The 18,698-nt window shown below is 69.2% G+C and carries 22 protein-coding genes; 13 read left to right on the top strand and 9 right to left on the bottom strand.

Going from position 1 to position 18,698, the window contains the following annotated elements:
* Positions 1 to 3: 3 nt before the first annotated feature.
* Positions 4 to 759 carry an SDR family NAD(P)-dependent oxidoreductase gene (locus N5095_RS19850; protein ID WP_267624913.1) on the top strand — a complete coding sequence of 252 codons (756 nt, stop codon included), beginning with the start codon at positions 4 to 6 and terminating at the stop codon, positions 757 to 759.
* Positions 760 to 802: 43 nt separating this feature from the next.
* On the opposite strand, the gene N5095_RS19845 is transcribed toward N5095_RS19850, so the two are convergent.
* Positions 803 to 958, bottom strand: coding sequence for a hypothetical protein (locus tag N5095_RS19845; RefSeq protein WP_267624912.1), 156 nt, complete (start codon positions 956 to 958; stop codon positions 803 to 805).
* A gap of 242 nt (positions 959 to 1,200) precedes the next feature.
* Positions 1,201 to 2,130: a hypothetical protein gene (locus N5095_RS19840; protein WP_267624911.1), complete on the bottom strand. Its 930-nt coding sequence runs from the start codon at positions 2,128 to 2,130 to the stop codon at positions 1,201 to 1,203.
* A gap of 122 nt (positions 2,131 to 2,252) precedes the next feature.
* Between N5095_RS19840 and N5095_RS19835 the strand changes: the two genes are divergently transcribed.
* Positions 2,253 to 2,699 (top strand): ester cyclase, encoded by a 447-nt coding sequence (locus N5095_RS19835; protein ID WP_267624910.1) that lies wholly within the window; start codon positions 2,253 to 2,255, stop codon positions 2,697 to 2,699.
* A gap of 253 nt (positions 2,700 to 2,952) precedes the next feature.
* Here N5095_RS19835 and pyrI read toward each other — a convergent pair whose 3' ends face one another.
* From pyrI to N5095_RS19820, 3 genes are all read right to left on the bottom strand, one after another.
* A complete protein-coding gene (gene pyrI, locus N5095_RS19830) occupies positions 2,953 to 3,420 on the bottom strand; it encodes an aspartate carbamoyltransferase regulatory subunit (protein WP_267624909.1) in 468 nt (155 codons plus the stop codon).
* The gene (pyrB, locus tag N5095_RS19825; protein WP_267624908.1) at positions 3,417 to 4,331 is read right to left on the bottom strand and encodes an aspartate carbamoyltransferase; all 915 of its coding nucleotides are present in this window, start codon (positions 4,329 to 4,331) and stop codon (positions 3,417 to 3,419) included. The genes pyrI and pyrB overlap by 4 nt, the downstream gene beginning before the upstream one ends.
* 208 nt (positions 4,332 to 4,539) lie before the next feature.
* A complete protein-coding gene (locus tag N5095_RS19820; protein ID WP_267624907.1) occupies positions 4,540 to 4,866 on the bottom strand; it encodes a hypothetical protein in 327 nt (108 codons plus the stop codon).
* A gap of 102 nt (positions 4,867 to 4,968) precedes the next feature.
* Here N5095_RS19820 and N5095_RS19815 point away from each other — a divergent pair, with 102 nt between their 5' ends.
* Together N5095_RS19815 and N5095_RS19810 are read left to right on the top strand one after the other, a co-directional pair.
* Complete coding sequence (locus tag N5095_RS19815; protein WP_267624906.1) at positions 4,969 to 5,145, top strand: hypothetical protein; 177 nt, start codon at positions 4,969 to 4,971, stop codon at positions 5,143 to 5,145.
* Positions 5,142 to 5,351, top strand: coding sequence for a ribbon-helix-helix domain-containing protein (locus N5095_RS19810; protein ID WP_267624905.1), 210 nt, complete (start codon positions 5,142 to 5,144; stop codon positions 5,349 to 5,351). Before N5095_RS19815 ends, N5095_RS19810 begins: the two co-directional genes overlap by 4 nt.
* Positions 5,352 to 5,370: 19 nt before the next feature.
* Here the strand turns inward: N5095_RS19810 and N5095_RS19805 are convergent, their stop codons facing one another.
* Complete coding sequence (locus N5095_RS19805) at positions 5,371 to 5,913, bottom strand: JAB/MPN domain protein-containing protein (RefSeq protein ID WP_390203587.1); 543 nt, start codon at positions 5,911 to 5,913, stop codon at positions 5,371 to 5,373.
* Positions 5,914 to 6,031: 118 nt separating this feature from the next.
* Here N5095_RS19805 and N5095_RS19800 point away from each other — a divergent pair, with 118 nt between their 5' ends.
* Positions 6,032 to 6,166 (top strand): DUF7503 family protein, encoded by a 135-nt coding sequence (locus N5095_RS19800; RefSeq protein ID WP_267624903.1) that lies wholly within the window; start codon positions 6,032 to 6,034, stop codon positions 6,164 to 6,166.
* A 152-nt stretch (positions 6,167 to 6,318) separates the two neighbouring features.
* Here the strand turns inward: N5095_RS19800 and N5095_RS19795 are convergent, their stop codons facing one another.
* Both N5095_RS19795 and N5095_RS19790 read right to left on the bottom strand, forming a co-directional pair.
* The gene (locus N5095_RS19795) at positions 6,319 to 8,451 is read right to left on the bottom strand and encodes a hypothetical protein (RefSeq protein ID WP_267624902.1); all 2,133 of its coding nucleotides are present in this window, start codon (positions 8,449 to 8,451) and stop codon (positions 6,319 to 6,321) included.
* 202 nt (positions 8,452 to 8,653) lie between these two features.
* Positions 8,654 to 9,337, bottom strand: coding sequence for a hypothetical protein (locus N5095_RS19790; protein WP_267624901.1), 684 nt, complete (start codon positions 9,335 to 9,337; stop codon positions 8,654 to 8,656).
* A gap of 159 nt (positions 9,338 to 9,496) precedes the next feature.
* On the opposite strand from N5095_RS19790, the gene N5095_RS19785 reads away from it, so the two are divergent.
* The gene (locus N5095_RS19785; protein WP_267624900.1) at positions 9,497 to 10,342 is read left to right on the top strand and encodes a VOC family protein; all 846 of its coding nucleotides are present in this window, start codon (positions 9,497 to 9,499) and stop codon (positions 10,340 to 10,342) included.
* A gap of 104 nt (positions 10,343 to 10,446) precedes the next feature.
* Entirely contained in the window at positions 10,447 to 11,016 is a 570-nt protein-coding gene (locus tag N5095_RS19780; RefSeq protein ID WP_267624899.1) for a cupin domain-containing protein, read from the top strand.
* 25 nt (positions 11,017 to 11,041) lie between these two features.
* On the opposite strand, the gene N5095_RS19775 is transcribed toward N5095_RS19780, so the two are convergent.
* Entirely contained in the window at positions 11,042 to 11,332 is a 291-nt protein-coding gene (locus tag N5095_RS19775; protein ID WP_267624898.1) for a DUF5779 family protein, read from the bottom strand.
* A gap of 446 nt (positions 11,333 to 11,778) precedes the next feature.
* On the opposite strand from N5095_RS19775, the gene N5095_RS19770 reads away from it, so the two are divergent.
* From N5095_RS19770 to leuC, 6 genes are all read left to right on the top strand, one after another.
* A complete protein-coding gene (locus N5095_RS19770) occupies positions 11,779 to 12,963 on the top strand; it encodes a LeuA family protein (RefSeq protein WP_267625357.1) in 1,185 nt (394 codons plus the stop codon).
* A 433-nt stretch (positions 12,964 to 13,396) separates the two neighbouring features.
* Positions 13,397 to 15,136 carry a biosynthetic-type acetolactate synthase large subunit gene (gene ilvB, locus N5095_RS19765; protein ID WP_267625356.1) on the top strand — a complete coding sequence of 580 codons (1,740 nt, stop codon included), beginning with the start codon at positions 13,397 to 13,399 and terminating at the stop codon, positions 15,134 to 15,136.
* Entirely contained in the window at positions 15,133 to 15,858 is a 726-nt protein-coding gene (ilvN, locus tag N5095_RS19760; protein WP_267624897.1) for an acetolactate synthase small subunit, read from the top strand. The genes ilvB and ilvN overlap by 4 nt, the downstream gene beginning before the upstream one ends.
* A complete protein-coding gene (ilvC, locus tag N5095_RS19755; protein ID WP_267624896.1) occupies positions 15,851 to 16,903 on the top strand; it encodes a ketol-acid reductoisomerase in 1,053 nt (350 codons plus the stop codon). Before ilvN ends, ilvC begins: the two co-directional genes overlap by 8 nt.
* Complete coding sequence (locus N5095_RS19750) at positions 16,900 to 17,268, top strand: DUF7989 family protein (RefSeq protein ID WP_390203584.1); 369 nt, start codon at positions 16,900 to 16,902, stop codon at positions 17,266 to 17,268. The genes ilvC and N5095_RS19750 overlap by 4 nt, the downstream gene beginning before the upstream one ends.
* On the top strand, positions 17,261 to 18,697 hold the full coding sequence (leuC, locus tag N5095_RS19745) for a 3-isopropylmalate dehydratase large subunit (protein ID WP_267624895.1): 1,437 nt from the start codon (positions 17,261 to 17,263) through the stop codon (positions 18,695 to 18,697). Before N5095_RS19750 ends, leuC begins: the two co-directional genes overlap by 8 nt.
* Position 18,698 lies beyond the last annotated feature (1 nt).

Genomic DNA, 18,698 nt, shown 5'->3' with positions numbered 1-18,698 from the left:
AGGATGAACGGAATCGACGGAACGGTGGCGCTCGTCACGGGCGCCGGGAGCGGTATCGGACGGGAGATCGCACGGCGGTTCGCGTCGGAGGGTGCGAAGGTCTGTTGTGTCGACGTGGACGAGACGGGCGGCGCGGAGACGGTGGACCGAATCGAGGAGGTCGGCGGTGAGGCCGTGTTCGTCGCGGCCGACGTGAGCGACGAGGACGCCGTCGCCGACGCGGTCGCGGCCGCGGTCGACGCGTTCGGCGGGCTCGACTTCGTCGTCAACAACGCCGGGGTCGAGGGGACGAACGCACCGACCGGCGAGCAGACCGCGGCCGACTGGGCGCGCGTCCTCGGGGTCAACCTCTCCGGGGTGTTCTACGGGACGAAACACGCCCTCCCACACCTGCTCGAGCGCGGCGGCGCGGTGGTCAACGTCGCGTCGGTCGCGGGGCTCGTCGGGTTCGAAGGCATCGCGCCGTACGTCGCGAGCAAGCACGGGGTCGTCGGCCTCACGCGGACGACCGCGTTGGAGTACGCGACGGAAGGCGTCCGCGTCAACGCCGTCTGTCCCGGCGTCGTCGACACGCCGATGGTCGAGCGTTACGGGGGCGGCGACGAGGCGGCGGCCGAGGCGATGACGCAACTGGAGCCGGTCGGTCGTATGGCCGACCCCGCGGAGATCGCGGCGAGCGTCGTCTGGCTCTGTTCGGACGACGCCTCGTTCGTCACCGGCGCCGCGATTCCGGTCGACGGCGGGTTGACGGCGCGGTAGGCGACGCGGTAGGCGGCGCGGAGAGCCGCCCGGACGGCCGTCCTCACCGGCCGGTCGTCACGTTCGTCGACCCGCACTCCGGACAGCGCGTCAGTTCGCCGAGCGGCGGGGAGTCGACGTGGTCCCACTCCTCCACCCCGGAAGGCGCCCTGTAGCCACAGCCGAGACAGCGCGAGGTCGCCGCCAGTTCCTGTGCCATGGGCTAGCATTGCTCGTGCAGGGGCAAAACAGTTCGGTCGACGGTTCCGAGGCCGACAGTATAAGCCCGACCGTACCTACGTACGCGACATGGCGGAACCCACCAAGGGACAGCGCCGACTGATGTACGGGCTGTTCGCCCTCGCGATTCTCGTTGCGACCCTCGGCTTCGTGGTCATCTGGGCGCTGTCGTACGGTCCGTTGAGCTGAGCGGGGAGGCTCTCGGGCCGGGCGTCCCGAACACTACTCTCCGTCGCCGCCGCCCCCGCCCCCGGGCTCCCCGTGGCTCACGCCCTCCCGGCGGTCCGCGTCCTTCCGGCGAACCGCCGCGGCGGCGTTGCTCGCGTCGTAGCCGAAGAACACGCCGTTCGCGTACGCCTCGGCCACCTCCGTCGCGTGGACGAGGGCGTCGATGTCGACCTCGACGGCGTACAGTTCGACCGAGAACGGGGTGCCGTCGTCGCGGACCGACTCGCCCGAGGGGAGGACGCCCGCGACCCCGTCGGCACCCGGACCCTCCGGTTTCCAGCCGAGCAGACTCTGGAACCCGCGAGCGGCGGTCTCCAGCCAGTAGGTCGTCTCGTACGCGGTGTCGTACAGCGGGACGACGAACTCGTCGACGTGCTCGGCGAGGGCGTCGACGTCGAGGCCGGCGCGTCGGTAGAGGTGGCCCGGGTACGGGTCGGGGTACAGCGTGAGGTACGTCCGGCCCGGAATCCGCGAGGCCGCCTCGGCGACAAACTCGGAGATGACGGAGGCACGCCAGTCGTACCAGTCCTCGTCGTCGCTCTCGGCGAACAGCCGCTCGCAGCGGTCACAGCGACAGTACCCCTCGCGGGGGAATCCGACGTCGTCGAGGCGCACGTCCTCGTTCTGTTCGGCGCAGTCCTCGACGATTTCGAGGAGCCCCTCGCGGTAGGCCTCGTGAGTCGGACAGACGTACGCCCAGTCGAAGTAGTCGCGGTCGCGGTTCGCCGGCTCGCCGACGTCGTTCACCGGAACGAGGTCGGGGTCGTCGGCGGCGGCGCGGTTGTCGCCGAAGCAGGACACCATGTTGACGGCGTTCGGCAACGGCTCGGCCGGCCGACCGGTGACGTCTTTCACCTCGTAGAAGCCGCGTTCGAACGTCGACCAGTCCACCTCGCCGGCGTTGCGCGTGACGACCCCGTACATGGACCGGGCTTGGACCGGGTCGTGCCTAAGTCGTTCGTCTCGGGACGACCCTCACCGGACGAACCGGTCCCCGGCGCCGACTTATGCTCTCGGGACGCGTAGAACGAGCACGGTGGTACCACATGACAGTACTCGACGCCGACCGGACCGCGGAGAACGAGGCCGTCGTCCGGCGGTTCTTCACCGAACTCGTCGGCGAGGGTGACCTCGCCGTCGCCGAGGAACTGCTGACGACCGACTACGTCCGCCACGACCCCGCCTCGCCGGACGTGTTCGGCCCCGACGGGTTCGAAGCGTTCATGAGGGAGGTGCGGCGGGCGTTCCCCGACCTCACCGTCGAGATTCACGACCTCATCGCCACCGACGACCGCGTGGTCGTCCGCGCGACCCAACGCGGCACCCACGACGGCTGGTGGGGCGACTACGAGCCGACGGGCCAGCACATCGAGGTGGACGGCATCGTGATTCACCGTCTCGACGGCGGCCGAATCGCCGAGACGTGGGCCGTCTGGGACACCGCCTGCATGGAGACCCAACTGGAGCCGAGCATCGAGCACGGCATCGAGTGAGCGTCGGGCTTCCGACGAGCGGCGTCCGACTCTCCACACGCCGCGTCCGACCCTCTCTACGCCGTCCCCTCGCGGTCGACGGTTATCTCGACCGGCTCCCCGTTTCCGTTGGCGAAGACGAGATACAGCAGGGCCGAGAGTGTCAACAGCAGCACGAGCGTCGCGTTCCGTGACATGGTCGGCGGTAGGCGGGAGCGAAGCAAAGCGGTTTCGACCGACGGGACGACCGGTCGCGGTGTGCCGCGTTCGTGACCTACGACACGCTCAGGTGGTCGGCGATGTCGTCGCGGACGATGGTCCCACAGTAGCCACAGCGCACGCCGTCGTCGACCACGTCGAACCGCGAGTCGACCGGCTCGTTCGCGTTGGAGATGCAGTTGCGGTTCGGACAGGTGAGCAGGCCCGTGACGCGCTCGGGGCGTTCGACGCGCAGTTTCTCGACCACCTCGTAGTCGCGGACGATGTTGATGGTCGCCTCCGGGGCGATGAGCGACAGCACGTCGACCTCCGACTGGCTCAGTTCGCGGTCCTCGACCTTCACCACGTCCTTCCGGCCGAGTCGGTCGCTCGGGACGTTCATCCCGATGCTCACCGACTCGCCGCCGGCGCCGTCGATACCGAGGATGGCGAGGACGTTCAGCGCCTGCCCGCCGGTGACGTGGTCGATGACGGTGCCGTTGCGAATCTTCGAGACGCGCAGTTGTTTGTCGGTGTCGCTCATTCGCCTTCCTCCAGGAGCAGGTCCAGCAGCGCCATGCGAACGGGAACGCCGTTGTGGGCCTGTTCGAAGTAACGCGCGTGGTCGGTGTCGTCGACTTCGGGAGCGATTTCGTCGACGCGCGGGAGCGGATGCATCACGGTGAGGTCGTCCTTCGCCGCCTCCAGCGTCTCGGCGTCGATGCGGTACTGACCGGCGACGGTGTGGTACTCGTTCTCGTCGGGGAACCGCTCGCGCTGGATGCGCGTGACGTACAGCACGTCGAGTTCGGGGAGCACCTCGTCGAGGTCGGTGTGTTCGCGCACCTGTGCGCCGGCCTCGTGGAGGTCGAAGCGGACGCCCCTTGGCAGGCGGAGCGACTCCGGACTGATGAAGTGTTGCCGGGCGTCGAAGTTCGTGAGGACGGTCGACAGCGAGTGGACCGTCCGGCCGTACTTCAGGTCGCCCATGACCCCGATGGTGAGGTCGTCCAGCCCGTGGGTCTCCCTAATGGTGTAGAGGTCGAGGAGGGTCTGTGTCGGGTGCTGACCGGCGCCGTCGCCGGCGTTGACCAGCGGCACGTCGACGAACTCCGCGGCCATCGTCGCCGCGCCCTCGCTGGGGTGGCGCAGGACGACCCCGTCCGCGTACCCTTCGATGACGCGGACGGTGTCGGCGAGGCTCTCGCCTTTCTTCACCGACGAGGACTCGACGCTCCCCATGTCGACCGTGTCGCCGCCGAGGCGCTTCATCGCCGCGTCGAAGCTCATCTTCGTCCGGGTGCTCGGCTCGAAGAAGCAGAGTGCGAGGAGCTTCCCGGCGTGTCGATCCCGGAACGCCGCCGGGTCGGCGGCGACCTCGGCCGCCCGGGAGAGCACCTCCTCTACGTCCGCCCGCGAGAGCTGGTGTGCGGACAGCAGGTGGTCGTGTCGCATCGTGTGACCGAGGTCGGTGCAGGGGCTTGAATCCCTCGGGAGCCATCGCGGATGGAATACTCACGAACGTGCATCGACCGGCGGCTCGGAGGCGCTCGGCGGTCGCCGGCCGGCGCTCGGAACGACTGGGTCGTCGACCGGTCGACCGACGGTCGGCCGCGGACCATCCGCCGTCGTTCGCGGTCCGAGCGTCGTCGCCGTCGCCGCCTCAGAACGGGAGCATCCCTCGGAGCCGCCCGACGACGCTTCCGCCGCCCGACCGGCGTCGCTCCTCGAAGACGGGGTGGAGCGCGTCGAGCAGGTCGCGCTTGGTGTCGAAGCGGTCCCGTGGGACCTCGCCGAGCGCCGCCGAGAGGGCGACGCCGTTGCCCGACGCGTTGTAGGGGATGGACGGGTCGTCGAGCGACGCGACGAGGTGGTCGGCCGTCGTCGGGAACTCGACCGCGGCGTCGTCGAGCTCTCCGGCGAGTGCGGCGATGCCGAACGCGACCGCCTCCGGCTCCGAATCGGAGTTCTGTGGGGGTCGAGCTGCCATAGTCACGCTCGGGTACGGACTGCCCCCGGAAAAACCCTTCAACCGACCGTCGGGAGCGGGAGAGGGAGAAGAGTGGGTGGAGAGGCGGTATTCCCCCGGACAGTGTGGTCGACCGTCGGCCTCGCTGTCGGCACCGGCGCGTTCGCCGCCGGCGTCGCGCTCGCCGTCCACGAGGGGACCGGGCGGGGGGACCGGGACCGAGTTGCCGACGGGACGGCCCCCGCGGTCTGTCCCGCCCAGCAGGACTTATCCGGCGTCGCCGCCTTCGACCCGACATGACCGACTACACGACGGTCTCGATTCCGAAGGAGCTCGGCGAGCGCGTCGAGGAGACCATCGAGGGGACGAGTTTCTCGTCCACGAGCGACCTCGTGCGATTCCTGCTACGAAGCATCGTCATCCAGCACCAGCGCAGCGGCCGACTGACCGAGTCGGAGTTCGAGGAGATCGCGGAGCAGTTGACGGACCTGGGCTACCTCGAGTAGTCGACCGTCGCCGGGGGTGTCAGTCCTCCACCACTTCTTCGGGGGGCTCGGCGTCGAGGACGTGGAGTTCGAGGCGTCGGCCCGCCCTGTCGAACGCCGCCAGTGACGACGCCTCCCACGGCGGGACGGCGACGAGCACCACGCCCGCGAGGTCGTCGCGCTCGCTCACCGACAGTTCGCCCTGCGGGTGAGTGACGAAGCGGGCCCGGCCGCGGCCGGCCGGCGTCCCGAGGTCCATCCCGAACACCGCCGACACCGACCGGCCGGCGTCCGGGAGGTAGAAGTGCGTCAGCACCGGCGTCTCGGGGTCGAGGTCCAGCGGCGGGTCGAACTCCCCGGCGGGCGTCGCCGAGAGCACCACGCTCGCCGACCGCGGCTCGGCGTCGGCCGCCAGCTCCAGCAACACTTCGACGAGTCCCGTCGTGACGTACACCACGCGCGAGCGTTGCGCCCCCGACCGCATAACCGCGTCGCCGTCGCGTGTGGGGGCTGTCCCCTCGGCTCTACCCCGCTTCACACCGACTCCACGGGACGTGGGTGGCCCCGAATGTCGCTGAAACATCACATTATTAATATACATCGACAGTGAGCGTCAGTTAACCGGAGTTTTCACCAGCATAATTCCTATACGAATCATGTCAGAATAATTTAATAAGCGATGCGTACAGGTCACATCCGTCATGGAAGACAACGACCTGACGACGTACCTGACCGAGAACCCGCGAATGATCGGCGCCCTGTTCACGATGCTGCTGTTGCTCTCACAGGCCGGGAGCGCGGCGGCCGGATTCGCGACGACCTGCGGCGGCCCCTGAATCGGTAGCGGCGTATCGAGACTGTTCTACTCCTGTTCGTGTCGCGTCCCGCTCGAATCGAAGTCGCGAGCGACGGCCCGGTAGTACGAGGCGACAGAACGAACCGGAGGACGAAACCGTGAACACACACGGCGACGCCGAACGCCGCCCGCCTACCTGACCAGGTCGAAGTCGAACGTCTGGCTCCAGTGGAGCTCACCGTCACAGCGCACCGGCAGTTCCTCGACGCTCAGGACCGAGCGCAACTCCCCTTCCGAGACGGAGAAGCTGTCGACGGGACCGGAGACGAGGTGTTTGACCCCCTCGTCGCCGAGCGGCACCCCGGCGAACGACCCCATCCCGTGGGACCGCGTCGGGTACAGGTGCGGCGTCGCCCGGATTTCGCCGTCCGGGTCGACGTCGAGGTCGAGCACGACGGGCGACCGACTGTCCGACTGCACGATGTCCGCGTTCCCGTCGCCGACGACCGTGTACTGCCCGCCGACGATGGAGCGACCCTTCGAGATGTCGAGTGCCGGCCGTAGCGGGAACCCCGCGTTCAGCAGCCGGGCCATCGTCTTGCCGACGCGGACCGCGCCGCTGTTGATTACGTCCGTGAGGGTGACGACGCCGCCGACGGCGCCACGCTCCAGGAGGGCCATCCCCTGCCCGTAGGAGCGACAGGCGTTGAGGAAGAACGCGCCGACGCCGACGCGGTCGAGGCCGGTGACGTCGAGTTTGCCGTCCGCACAGTCGAATCCGGCGTCGTCGATGTGGCCGATGTAGTGCAGGAAGTCGACCTCCGTTTCGAGCACCGCACGGAGTGCCGCGGTCGACAGGTCGTGGTACACCTGCACGTCGAAGGGGAGCGTGTCGCGACTGCCGTACACTCGCTCCGCCACGTCCCCCTCCTCGTCCATCGCGTCGTCGTTGCAGACGACGACGATGTCGATGTCGCCGTCGGTCGGTCCCCGCTCCAGTCGGTTTCGGAACGCGCGCACGGAGGCCTTGCTCGCACCGACCGGCGCGTCGGCGCCCGCCCAGACCTGTTCGAGGGAGTCCGTCCCCGCGGGCTGCACCAACGACGGCCCGGGCGTCCGACCCGCCGACTCCGAGGTGGCCCCCGTCGCGCTCCGAACCAGCGGGTCCGCGGTGTCGCGGGTGTCGTGGGCGTCGTGCCTGCGACGGTCGTCGCGGGTGAACGCGTCGATGGCGGCCATCTGGGCCTCCGAGGGCGTCACCGACCGACCCTCCGGCGGGAGGACGACCGCGAGGTCGTTGACGAGGAAGGGGAGCAGTTCGACGTTCTCCGGCGTCGGGTCGAGGCGGGTCGTCTGCTTCCAGTCGGGAACGTGTTCTTCGAGCACGGCGAAGGGGACCGAGAGGTACGCCGCCAGCTGTTCGGGGAGCGACCGCTCGTAGAGCGCCGCGAAGTCGAGGTCGACGGCCTCCTCGACCGCGCGACGCTCGTGGAGTGAGACGGTGTAGAGGCCCTCGGTCCGGACGACACAGTCGAGGAAGAACACCTGTTTCAGGGTTCGGGCGACCGTCTCCGGGAACCCCCGTGGGCCGTCGAGCGCGTGTTCGAACCCGTCGTCGGTGACGAGGCGGGGGGTGGCACCCGGCTCGACCCGCGCCCCGAGGTAGAACGCCAGCGGTGCGACCGTGTAGACGTTCTGTAAGCGGGGCGGGACCTCGATGCGGACGCCGGTGTCGGGCGGAGTGAGTTCCTCGGGCACCGAGAGCGACTCGCCGAGTTCGATGGTCGGCGGATGACCGCGGAGCGAGGGGAACGAGCGCTCGGGCGACGTGGTCTTCAGCGACGAGGACAGCGCGGAGACGGCGGTCATGGCGTCGTGTGGGTCCGCGGTCGTCGTAATCGTCCCCGCGGGGTGGTCGTGGAACGACCGGGCGCCGACGCGAATCGCGCCGTCGCCGTCCCGTTCGACGGTCGTCGTGTCCCCGGTCGTCTCGACGACCATCGGTCCCTCGACGAGCAGGTACAGCTTGATGGGGGCGCTCAGTTCGACGCCGTACCGGCCCGCCTCGAACTCGTGTCGCTCGAAGTGGTCGACGTCGGCGAGCATCTCCCCGCTCGCGTCGCGGACGAACGTCGCCACGACGCTGGGGAGGGTGAGCGAGCCGGTCTCGACCGCGACGGCGGCGTCGACCGGGAACCTGAACGCGTCGCTTCCGGCCGGACGCGAGTCGACCGGCCCGGGCGTCAGAAGGGTACACTGGCGCCGCTCGACGGCGTCGGTGACGAGGAGCCCGGCGTCGCCGTCCGAGGAGAACTCGACGGTCATCGCGTCGGCACCTCCCCGACTGGCCGACACGCTGCAGTCATACGACGGCGGTTTTCGGCCCCGACAGCAAAAACTTACCGCCGAATCGACCGGTCGTCCGTGCGACACCTCGTTGCCCTCGTTCCCGCGGGTCCGGTCCAGTTCGGGCCAGCCGGTTCTACCCGGTCCAGTCCGCTCGGTCCGGGCGACCGCAGCGCCCTCGTCAGCCCGAGACGAGCGTCTTCAGCTGTTTGCCGTACAGGCCCGCGGCGTTCCGGCGGGAGCCGGCGAGCGCGTCGCGCAGCGCTTCGGGGGCGTCCTCGAACACGCCCTCGCCGTGGCCGACGAGAATCCGCTCGGGGGAGAGCCCGCCGAGGGTCCGTCGCGGCGGGAACAGGCGCAGGGCGGGGTGGACGCCGAGGCGCTCGCCCGCGGCGCGGAAGAAGTCCGCCGTCCCCACGGACTCGGAGACGAGGAGGGTTCCCTCGTCCTCGTTGTAGAGGCCGAGCTCCTGCCAGCGGGGGAGGCCGGTGTCGCGGACGGTGATGGCGCGGTAGCCGGAGTCGCCGAGCGAGCGGCCGAAGCGTTCGACCGACGCCTCGAAGTCGTCGGCGACGCCGCTCATCCAGTCGGGGACGTAGACGGGGACGTCGTGACGTTTCGCCACGGCGTCGCAGTCGCGCTCGTGTCGGTCGAGCGCGACGACGACCCCGACCACGTCGCCGAGCCCCGAGAGCAGGTCGTCGACCCCGTCGGCGTCGACCGGGTCGACGACCCACACGTCGCCGTCGGAGACGAGCGCGTGGCTCGCGCGCTCCATCGCCTCGTCGGGGTGAGCAATCCACCCCGCCCCGCCGTCCCACTCGTCGATTACGCGCATTTCGGCGTCGCCGCCCTTCATTGGCATGCCCGGTCCTAGGGAGGCGCCGCGCATAACGCCTCTGGCGGGGCCTCCCCGCGTTCCCGCCGTTTCGCACCGTGCCGGCGTGTCGGCCGCTGTCGACACCGACGCTCGTCTCTCGTCGGCGCCGACGTTTATCCCGCGTCGCCGCCAACACCCGGTGGCATGCGCTCCTCGCTCGCACACCTCGCCCTCGAAGTGACGTACCTCGACCGGGCCCGGGCGTTCTACGTCGACCACCTCGGGCTCGACCCCGTCCGGGAGACCGATACCGAGGTCGTCTTCCGCGTCGGCGACGCGGAGCTCGTCCTCCGGCGACCGACCGCCGTCCCCCGCGGCGGGCTTCACGTCCACTACGCGTTCTCGACGCCGAACGGGGCGTTCGAGACCTGGCGCGAACGCTTCGCCGACCTCGACCCCGAGGAGTACGAGTTCGGCTCCTATCGCTCCATCTACGTCGACGACCCCGACGGCCACTGCGTGGAGGTGGGCGACAACGCGGAACGGAGTTCCGCGAGCAGTCGGGTGGAACCCGACGACGACGCCGAGCGAAGCTCGGCAAGCAACCGGCCTGCGGCCGGTGACAACGCGGACCGAAGCCCCGCGAGCGGCCCGCCAGAGGCCGGCGACGAAGCGGACCGGAGGGAGGACGCGCCTCCCCTCACCGACATCTTCGAAATCGTCCTCGAGGTCGAGGACCTCGACGCCGCGGTCGCACTCTACGAGACGCTCGGCTTCGAACCGTACGACCGCGGGGAGAACCGACGCCGGGTGCGGCTGGCCGGCCCGTTCGACCTCGAACTGTGGGAACCGCAGTTGGGGCTCGCAGACGCCCGCGGGGGCGTACACGTCGACCTCGCGCTTCGCGTCGCCGACCCGGAGGCGACGGTCGTGGCCGTCGCCGACCGCGTCGGTGAGGCGGTCCAGGTCGACACCCGACACGGGGACGGACTCCGCGTTCGCGACCCCGACGGCCACTACTTGACGTTCGTCGGCGGCGCGGGTGACTGAGTGAGTCGAGCCAGCGAGTCAGTCGACTCGGCGAATCAGTCAGTCGACTCGGCGAGCGAGACCGAAGCCACGCACCTTTCCCGTCGCCGCCCGTCCTCCAAGCCGTGACCGACGACCCCGACACGGAGGCCGACGTGGACGCCGGCGCCGGTGTAGACACCGACAGCGACGACAACGGCGACACGTCGGGGCCGTCCGGCGGCTACCGCCACGTCGTCGTCGACGACCTGCCGAACACGCCGAACCCGACGCGAGCGAAACGGGAGGTCGACGAGGCGGTCGGCGCGACCGAGTTCGGCTTCAACGTGTTCGAGGCCGACCCCGGCGAGCGCCTCCCGTGGGGGTACCACAGCCACCCCGAGCACGAGGAACTGTTCTACGTCGTCGCCGGCACGGTCGAGGTCGACACGCCGGAGGTGACACACCGTGTCGAGACCGGTGAGGCGTTCTTCGTCCCGCCGAACCACCCCAACCGGGCGCGGGCCGTCGGTTCGGAGCCCGCGCGGGTTCTCGCGGTCGGCGCTCCCAAGGCGAGCGACGAGGCGGTCGTCTCGGAGCCCTGCCCGAACTGCGGCGACGAGACGGACCGAACCCACGAGGTCGTCGACGACGGCGAGACGTACGTCCTCTCCTGTGCGGCGTGTGGCGGAGAGGCCGACCGCTTCGGGGGGTAGCTTCGACGGAAGGCCGGTCGGGAACTCAGCCCAGTCGGTCGGTGTCGATGTCGACCCCCGGCGGCGAGACGACGAGGAACTTCCGGAAGTGCATCAGGCTCCCGTCGATGTCCTTCACTTCGCGCGCGAAGTCCGACGCCAGTTCGTTCAGGTCGCCCTGGATGGCGAGCACCAGCACGTTGCCCGACTCGACGTTCGAGACCCACACGTCGGGGTCGGTCTCGCCGTCGAGAACGCCGAGCACTACGTCGCCCTGAATCCCTTCCTCGTCGAGTTGGTCCTCGGCACCGCGGAGGTCGAGGTCGAAGTCACCCATACCGGGGCTTCCGGAGTGGGGTGGCAAAAGCGTTCGGACCGCGTGACTGTCAGGTTCCGGCCGTGGCCCCGACGTACCCGCGGGCACCGCGACCGTCCCCGGTCGTGGTGACCCCGACCGGTCGCTCCGAGCGGGCGACCGAGTGGACGACCGTCCGGTTCGAAGCGCGCCCGAGGGCGAGCTACGTTGATTTTACGTCTCAGACGAGAAAGAATATAGTTCATGATTCTGTCGCGGCGTCCACGTCTCGAAGTGATATTATTCGATATAAGGTCCTTTGTAGTCATCATAAGTCGATTACGTCGGGCGATTTTGTGGCTCGTGACGGACGAGCGAACTGTACCGTCGGTTGGTACCGACTGTCTGAGGGACAGTATTATATACGAGGTAGCGCCACGCACGGAGTACGATGTCCAACAACACATCGTCGGTAACCAACCCGACGGATCGAGTTCTTCGAGGGCACATTAGCCCACACTACTGAGATTACGGACGCACGAATCTTCGACACGACGCTCCGCGACGGCGAGCAGTCGCCACGTACCTCGTTCAGCTACGAGGACAAGCGCGACATCGCCGACGTACTGGACGAGATGGGCACCCACGTCGTCGAGGCAGGGTTCCCCGTCAACTCCGACGCGGAATTCGAGGCGGTCCGCGACATCGCGGCCGCCACGGACGCGACGACCTGCGGGCTGGCCCGCGTCGTCGACAAAGACGTGGAGGCCGCCATCGACGCCGGCGTCGACATGGTCCACGTCTTCGTCTCGACGAGCGACGTCCAGCTCCAGGACTCGATGCACGCCTCCCGCGAGGAGGCCGTCGAGCGCGCCGTCCGGTCGGTCGAACGAGTGAACGACGCGGGCGTCGAGGTGATGTTCTCCCCGATGGACGCCACCAGAACGTCCCAGAGCTTCCTGGCCGAGATTCTGGAAGCCGTCGACGGGGCGGGCGTCGACTGGGTGAACATCCCCGACACCTGCGGCGTCGCCACGCCGAGTCAGTTCGGCGACCTGGTCGAGTTCGTGAAGGAGCACACCGACGCCCGCGTCGACGTGCACCCCCACGACGACTTCGGGATGGCCGCCGCCAACGCCATCGCCGGCTTCGAAGCCGGCGCCGAGCAAGCGCAGGTGTCGGTCAACGGCATCGGCGAGCGCGCCGGCAACGCCGCCTACGAGGAGGTCGTGATGACCGTCGAGTCGGTGTTCGGCTTCGACACCGGTATCGACACGACGCGAATCACGGAGCTGTCCCGGATGGTCGAGGAGAAGTCCGACATCCCGGTACCGGCCAACAAGCCGGTCGTCGGACGCAACGCCTTCTCACACGAGTCCGGCATCCACGCCGCCGGCGTCATCGAGAACACCGACACGTTCGAACCGGGGGTCATGACCCCGGAGATGGTCGGCGCCCGCCGCGAGTTCGTGATGGGCAAGCACACCGGCACCCACTCCGTCCGGAAGCGTCTGGAGGACACCGGATTCGCCCCGACCGACGCCGAGGTCCGGCGGGTCACCCGCCGCGTGAAGGACTTCGGCGCGGAGAAGGAGCGCGTGACCGACGAGAAACTGGAGGAGTTCGCCCGCGAGGAGGACGTCGACCGCGAGGAGACGGAGGTCCGCGCGTAACGATGGCGACCCCTTCGTTCACCCCGCACACGGAGCGGCGGCTGAAACGTCGGGGCCGTCGTTGTGGGACTCGTTCCGCCCCGGTAGCGAGTGACCGGGGCAGAGCTTGCACCCCGCGACAGAGTTATTATCCACCACGTACTCGGCCCAGATACGATGACGCGACCCACAGTCGCCCGGCGTTCGCCCGCCGAGAGCGACGCGGTCGTCGTCCGTTCGCTCATTATCGTAGGGGCTGCCTAGCCCCCATCACCCCACCTTCCGTACCCGTCTCCGCACCGTTCGCCGACCGGTTCGCGACCCGGCCGGCCAGCGACTCGACCGACTCGTCGACCGACCACCCAGCACCAGCATGAGCGAACCCGCGACACCGAAAGCCGACCGAGCAGAAGAGAACCCCGACGACCCGCCGGCGGACGGCGCCGAGCGCGACATGTCGGCGGAACCGAGCGACGAACAGCCCGACGACGGCGCCGACCGGGCGCCCGTCACCACGGGCGCGCAGTCCGTCGTCCGCGCACTGGAGAACGCCGGCGTCGAGACCGCCTTCGGCGTGCAGGGCGGCGCCATCATGCCCGTCTACGACGCGCTGTACGACGCCGACGTGCGCCACGTCACGATGGCCCACGAACAAGGGGCGGCCCACGCGGCCGACGCCTACGGGGTCGTGAAAGGCGAGCCGGGCGTCTGCCTCGCCACCTCGGGCCCCGGCGCCACCAACCTCGTGACGGGCATCGCCGACGCCAACATGGACTCGGACGCGGTGCTCGCGCTGACGGGGCAGGTCCCGTCGCACATGGTCGGCTCCGACGCGTTCCAGGAGACGGACACGATGGGCGTCACGACCCCCATCACGAAACACAACTACTTCGCGGGCGACGCGGACACCGTCGGCGACACCGTCGGCGAGGCGCTGTCGCTGGCCGGCGCCGGCCGTCCCGGGCCGACGCTGGTCGACCTGCCGAAGGACACGACCCTCGGCGAGACCGAGCGTGAACCCGGCGAGGGCCGCCTCCCCGACACCTACTCGCCGGCCGACGAGGCCGACGAGGCCGACGTCGAGGCCGCGGCACGAGCCTTCGAGGCGGCCGAACGGCCCGTCCTCCTCCTCGGCGGCGGCGTCGTGAAGGGGAACGCCTGTGAGGCCGCCCGCGAGTTCGCCGTCGAACACGGCGTCCCGGTCGTGACGACGATGCCGGCCATCGGCGCGTTCCCGGAAGACCACGACCTCTCGCTGTCGTGGGCCGGGATGCACGGCACCGGCTACGCCAACATGGCGATTACCCACACGGACCTGCTCGTCGCGGTCGGCACCCGCTTCGACGACCGCCTCACCGGCGGCGTCGACACCTTCGCCCCCGAGGCGGAGGTCGTCCACGCCGACATCGACCCGGCCGAAATCTCGAAGAACGTGTACGCGGACTACCCGCTCGTCGGCGACGCGGGCACGGTGTTCGAACAGCTGAGCGAGGCGGTCGGGTCCTCCCCCGACACGGCGGCGTGGCGCGAGCAGTGCGCGACGTGGAAGGACGAGTACCCGATGGACTACGCCACCCCCGACGACGAGCCGCTGAAGCCGCAGTTCGTCGTCGAGGCGCTGGACGCGGCGACGGCCGACGACACCATCGTCACCACGGGCGTCGGCCAGCACCAGATGTGGGCCGCCCAGTACTGGACCTACACCAGCCCGCGTACGTGGGTGTCCAGTCACGGGCTCGGCACGATGGGGTACGGCCTCCCGGCCGCCATCGGTGCTCGCCTCGCGGCCGACGACGACCAGCAGGTCGTCTGCGTCGACGGCGACGGCTCGTTCCTGATGACGCTCCAGGAGCTCTCCGTGGCCGTCCGCGAGGAACTCGACATCACCGTCGCGGTGCTCAACAACGAGTACATCGGGATGGTCCGCCAGTGGCAGGACGCATTCTTCGAGGGCCGGCGGATGGCCGCCGGCTACGACTGGTGTCCCCAGTTCGACAAACTGGCGGAGGCGTTCGGCGCAAAGGGCTGGACCGTCGACGACTACGACGAGGTCGCCGACGCGGTCGAAGAGGCACTGGCCTACGACGGCCCCTCGGTTATCGACTTCCACGTCGACCCCGGGGCCAACGTCTACCCGATGGTGCCGAGCGGCGGTGCGAACGGCAAGTTCGCTCTGACGGAGGACCAGCTATGAGCGGCGACTCCGAGGAGCCGACCGACAACGGCGACCTGCCGAAGCAGGGCCTGAAAGGCCCGCGTCCCGAGGAGCGCCCGCACCCAGAGGGGCGGCGCAACTCTCACGGCGTGCGCATCGACCCCGAGGTCGAGGCCGAGCCACGAAAGCGAAGCGCCGTCATCTCGGCGCTGGTCGAGAACGAACCCGGCGTGCTGTCGCGCGTCTCGGGGCTGTTCTCCCGACGGCAGTTCAACATCGAGAGCCTTACCGTCGGCCCGACCACCGTGGACGGCCACGCGCGCATCACGCTCGTGGTCGAGGAGACCGACGCCGGCATCGACCAAGTGAAGAAGCAGTTGGCGAAGCTCAAGCCCGCCATCGCGGTCGGCGAACTCGGGAACGACGCCGTCCGCGCGGAGCTCGTCCTCCTCAAGGTGCGGGGCGACGAACCGGACAAGGTCCACGCCATCACGCAGATGTACGAGGGCCAGACCCTGGACGCCGGGCCCAGAACGATTACGGTGCAGATAACCGGCGACCAGCAGAAGATCGACGACGCGGTCGACGCGTTCCGGCAGTTCGGCATCATCGAGATCGCCCGGACGGGCCAGACGGCGCTCGCCCGCGGCGACACGCCGACGACGCCGGACGAGGACCCCGGCCACGAGGCGGCGGCGAACAGTTCGGCGACCGAACAGCAGACCACCCCACAGACCACACCCACCACAGACGATGACTGACGACTTCACCACCGAAGTGTACTACGACGACGACGCGGACCGCTCGAAAATCGACGACAAGACGGTAGCCGTCCTCGGCTACGGGAGCCAGGGACACGCCCACGCGCAGAACCTCGCCGAGAGCGGGGTGAACGTGGTCGTCGGCCTGCGCGAGGACTCCTCGTCGCGCTCGGCCGCCGAGGCCGACGGGCTGGACGTGGCGACGCCGGACGAGGCCGCGGCGGCGGCGGACATCGTCTCGATGCTCGTCCCCGACACCGCCCAGCCGGCGGTGTTCGAGGCCATCGAGGACGAACTCGACGCGGGCGACACGCTCCAGTTCGCCCACGGGTTCAACATCCACTACAACCAGATACAGCCCCCCGAGGACGTGGACGTGACGATGGTCGCACCGAAGTCGCCGGGCCACCTCGTGCGTCGGAACTACGAGAACGACCAGGGGACGCCGGGCCTCATCGCCGTCTACCAGGACACGACCGGCGAGGCGAAGGAGGAGTCCCTCGCCTACGCTCACGCCATCGGCTGCACCCGCGCGGGGGTCATCGAGACCACGTTCCAGGAGGAGACCGAAACCGACCTGTTCGGCGAGCAGGCCGTCCTCTGTGGCGGCGTCACGAGCCTCATCAAGCAGGGGTACGAGACGCTCGTCGACGCCGGCTACTCCCCGGAGATGGCGTACTTCGAGGTGCTGAACGAGATGAAGCTCATCGTCGACCTGATGTACGAGGACGGGCTCGGCGGCATGTGGGACTCCGTCTCCGACACGGCGGAGTACGGCGGGCTGACGCGCGGCGACCGCATCGTCGACGAGCACGCCCGCGAGAACATGGAACAGGTGCTGGAGGAGGTCCAGACCGGCGAGTTCGCCCGCCAGTGGATCGCCGAGAACCAGGCCGGCCGGCCGAGCTACACCCAGATTCGGCAGGCCGAGAAGGACCACGATATCGAACAGGTCGGCGGCCGCCTGCGCGAACTGTTCGCGTGGGCCGAGGAGGAGGAGTCGGAGAGCGAGGACGAGGCCGAGAGAGCGGAGGTCAACGCATGAATGCGAATCGACGAGACACGGACGAGACGAGCGTGACGGAGAAGAACCGGAGCCGACAGACGATGGGGGAGGTCAGCCACACGAACCCCCAGACCGGCGAGACGTTTACCACGGTCTACACTCGCGGCCCCGCCGTTGCCGACGGTGGAACGGCACCGAACGGCCGTGGAACTGCCGACGGCGGTGCGGTGCCGGAGCGCGACGACGAGGAGGACGCGGGCGACGGCCAGCGGATGAAGGACGTCGAGCACACCGCCCCGAACGGCGACGAGCCCAACGAGGTGTGGGAGCGCGGCGACGAACTGTCCGCCCAGGACGAGGTGAACGACGACGCCGAGGACGGGAGTGACGGCGTACATGAGTGACGGAACGCTGTACGACAAGGTGTGGGAGAACCACGCGGTGACGACGCTGCCGACGGGCCAAACCCAGCTGTTCGTCGGCCTCCACCTCATCCACGAGGTGACGAGCCCGCAGGCGTTCGGGATGCTGCGCGAGCGCGGCGTCGACGTGGCGTTCCCGGAGCGCACGCACGCGACGGTCGACCACATCGTGCCGACGGCCGACCAGTCCCGGCCGTACGCCGACGCGGCCGCTGAGGAGATGATGTCCGAACTGGAGGAGAACGTTCGCGACTCGGGAATCGAGTTCTCGGACCCCACCTCCGGCGACCAGGGCATCGTCCACGTCATCGGGCCGGAACAGGGGATGACTCAACCCGGCATGACGGTCGTCTGTGGCGACTCTCACACCTCCACGCACGGCGCGTTCGGCGCCCTCGCGTTCGGTATCGGCACGTCCCAGATTCGCGACGTGCTCGCCACCGGCTGTGTCGCGATGGAGAAGAAGGACGTGCGAAAAATCGAGGTCACCGGCGAGCTCGGCGACTGCGTCGAGGCGAAGGACGTCATCCTCGAGATCATCCGCCGGCTCGGCACCGACGGCGGCGTCGGCTACGTGTACGAGTACGCGGGCGAGGCCATCGAATCCCTCGACATGGAGGGCCGAATGAGCATCTGTAACATGTCCATCGAGGGCGGCGCCCGCGCGGGGTACGTCAACCCCGACGAGACCACCTACGAGTGGCTGCGCGACACCGACGCCTTCCGCGACGACCCCGAGAAGTTCGAGCGCCTGAAGCCGTACTGGGAGTCCGTCGCCTCCGACGACGACGCCGAGTACGACGACGTGGTCACCATCGACGGCAGTTCGTTGGAGCCGGTCGTCACGTGGGGGACCACGCCCGGACAGGGCGTCGGCATCTCCGAACCGATTCCCCACCCCGAGGACCTGCCTGAGGACAAGCGGGACACGGCGCGGCGCGCGCAGGAACACATGCGCGTCACGCCCGGCGAGACGATGGAGGGGTACGAGGTCGACGTCGCCTTCCTCGGCTCCTGTACGAACGCCCGGCTGGCCGACCTGCGTCGCGCCGCCCGACTCGTGAAGGGCCGCGAGGTCGACCCCGACGTGCGCGCGATGGTCGTCCCCGGCAGTCAGCGCGTCCAGACCGCCGCCGAGGCGGAGGGGCTTGACGACGTGTTCCGTGAAGCGGGGTTCGACTGGCGCAACGCCGGCTGTTCGATGTGTCTCGGCATGAACGAGGACCAACTGGAGGGCGACGAGGCGTGTGCCTCCTCCTCGAACCGCAACTTCGTGGGCCGACAGGGGTCGAAGGACGGCCGCACGGTCCTGATGAACCCACGGATGGTCGCCGCCGCCGCCGTCACCGGCCACGTCACCGACGTCCGGGAGTTGCCCGAGCGCGAGGTCGACGGGGAGGTGGAGGCGTAAC

The organism is Halobium salinum, assembly GCF_026586625.1.
In the GTDB taxonomy this organism is placed as follows: Archaea; Halobacteriota; Halobacteria; order Halobacteriales; family Haloferacaceae; genus Halobium; species Halobium salinum.
This window is presented reverse-complemented; position numbering and strand designations above follow the sequence as displayed.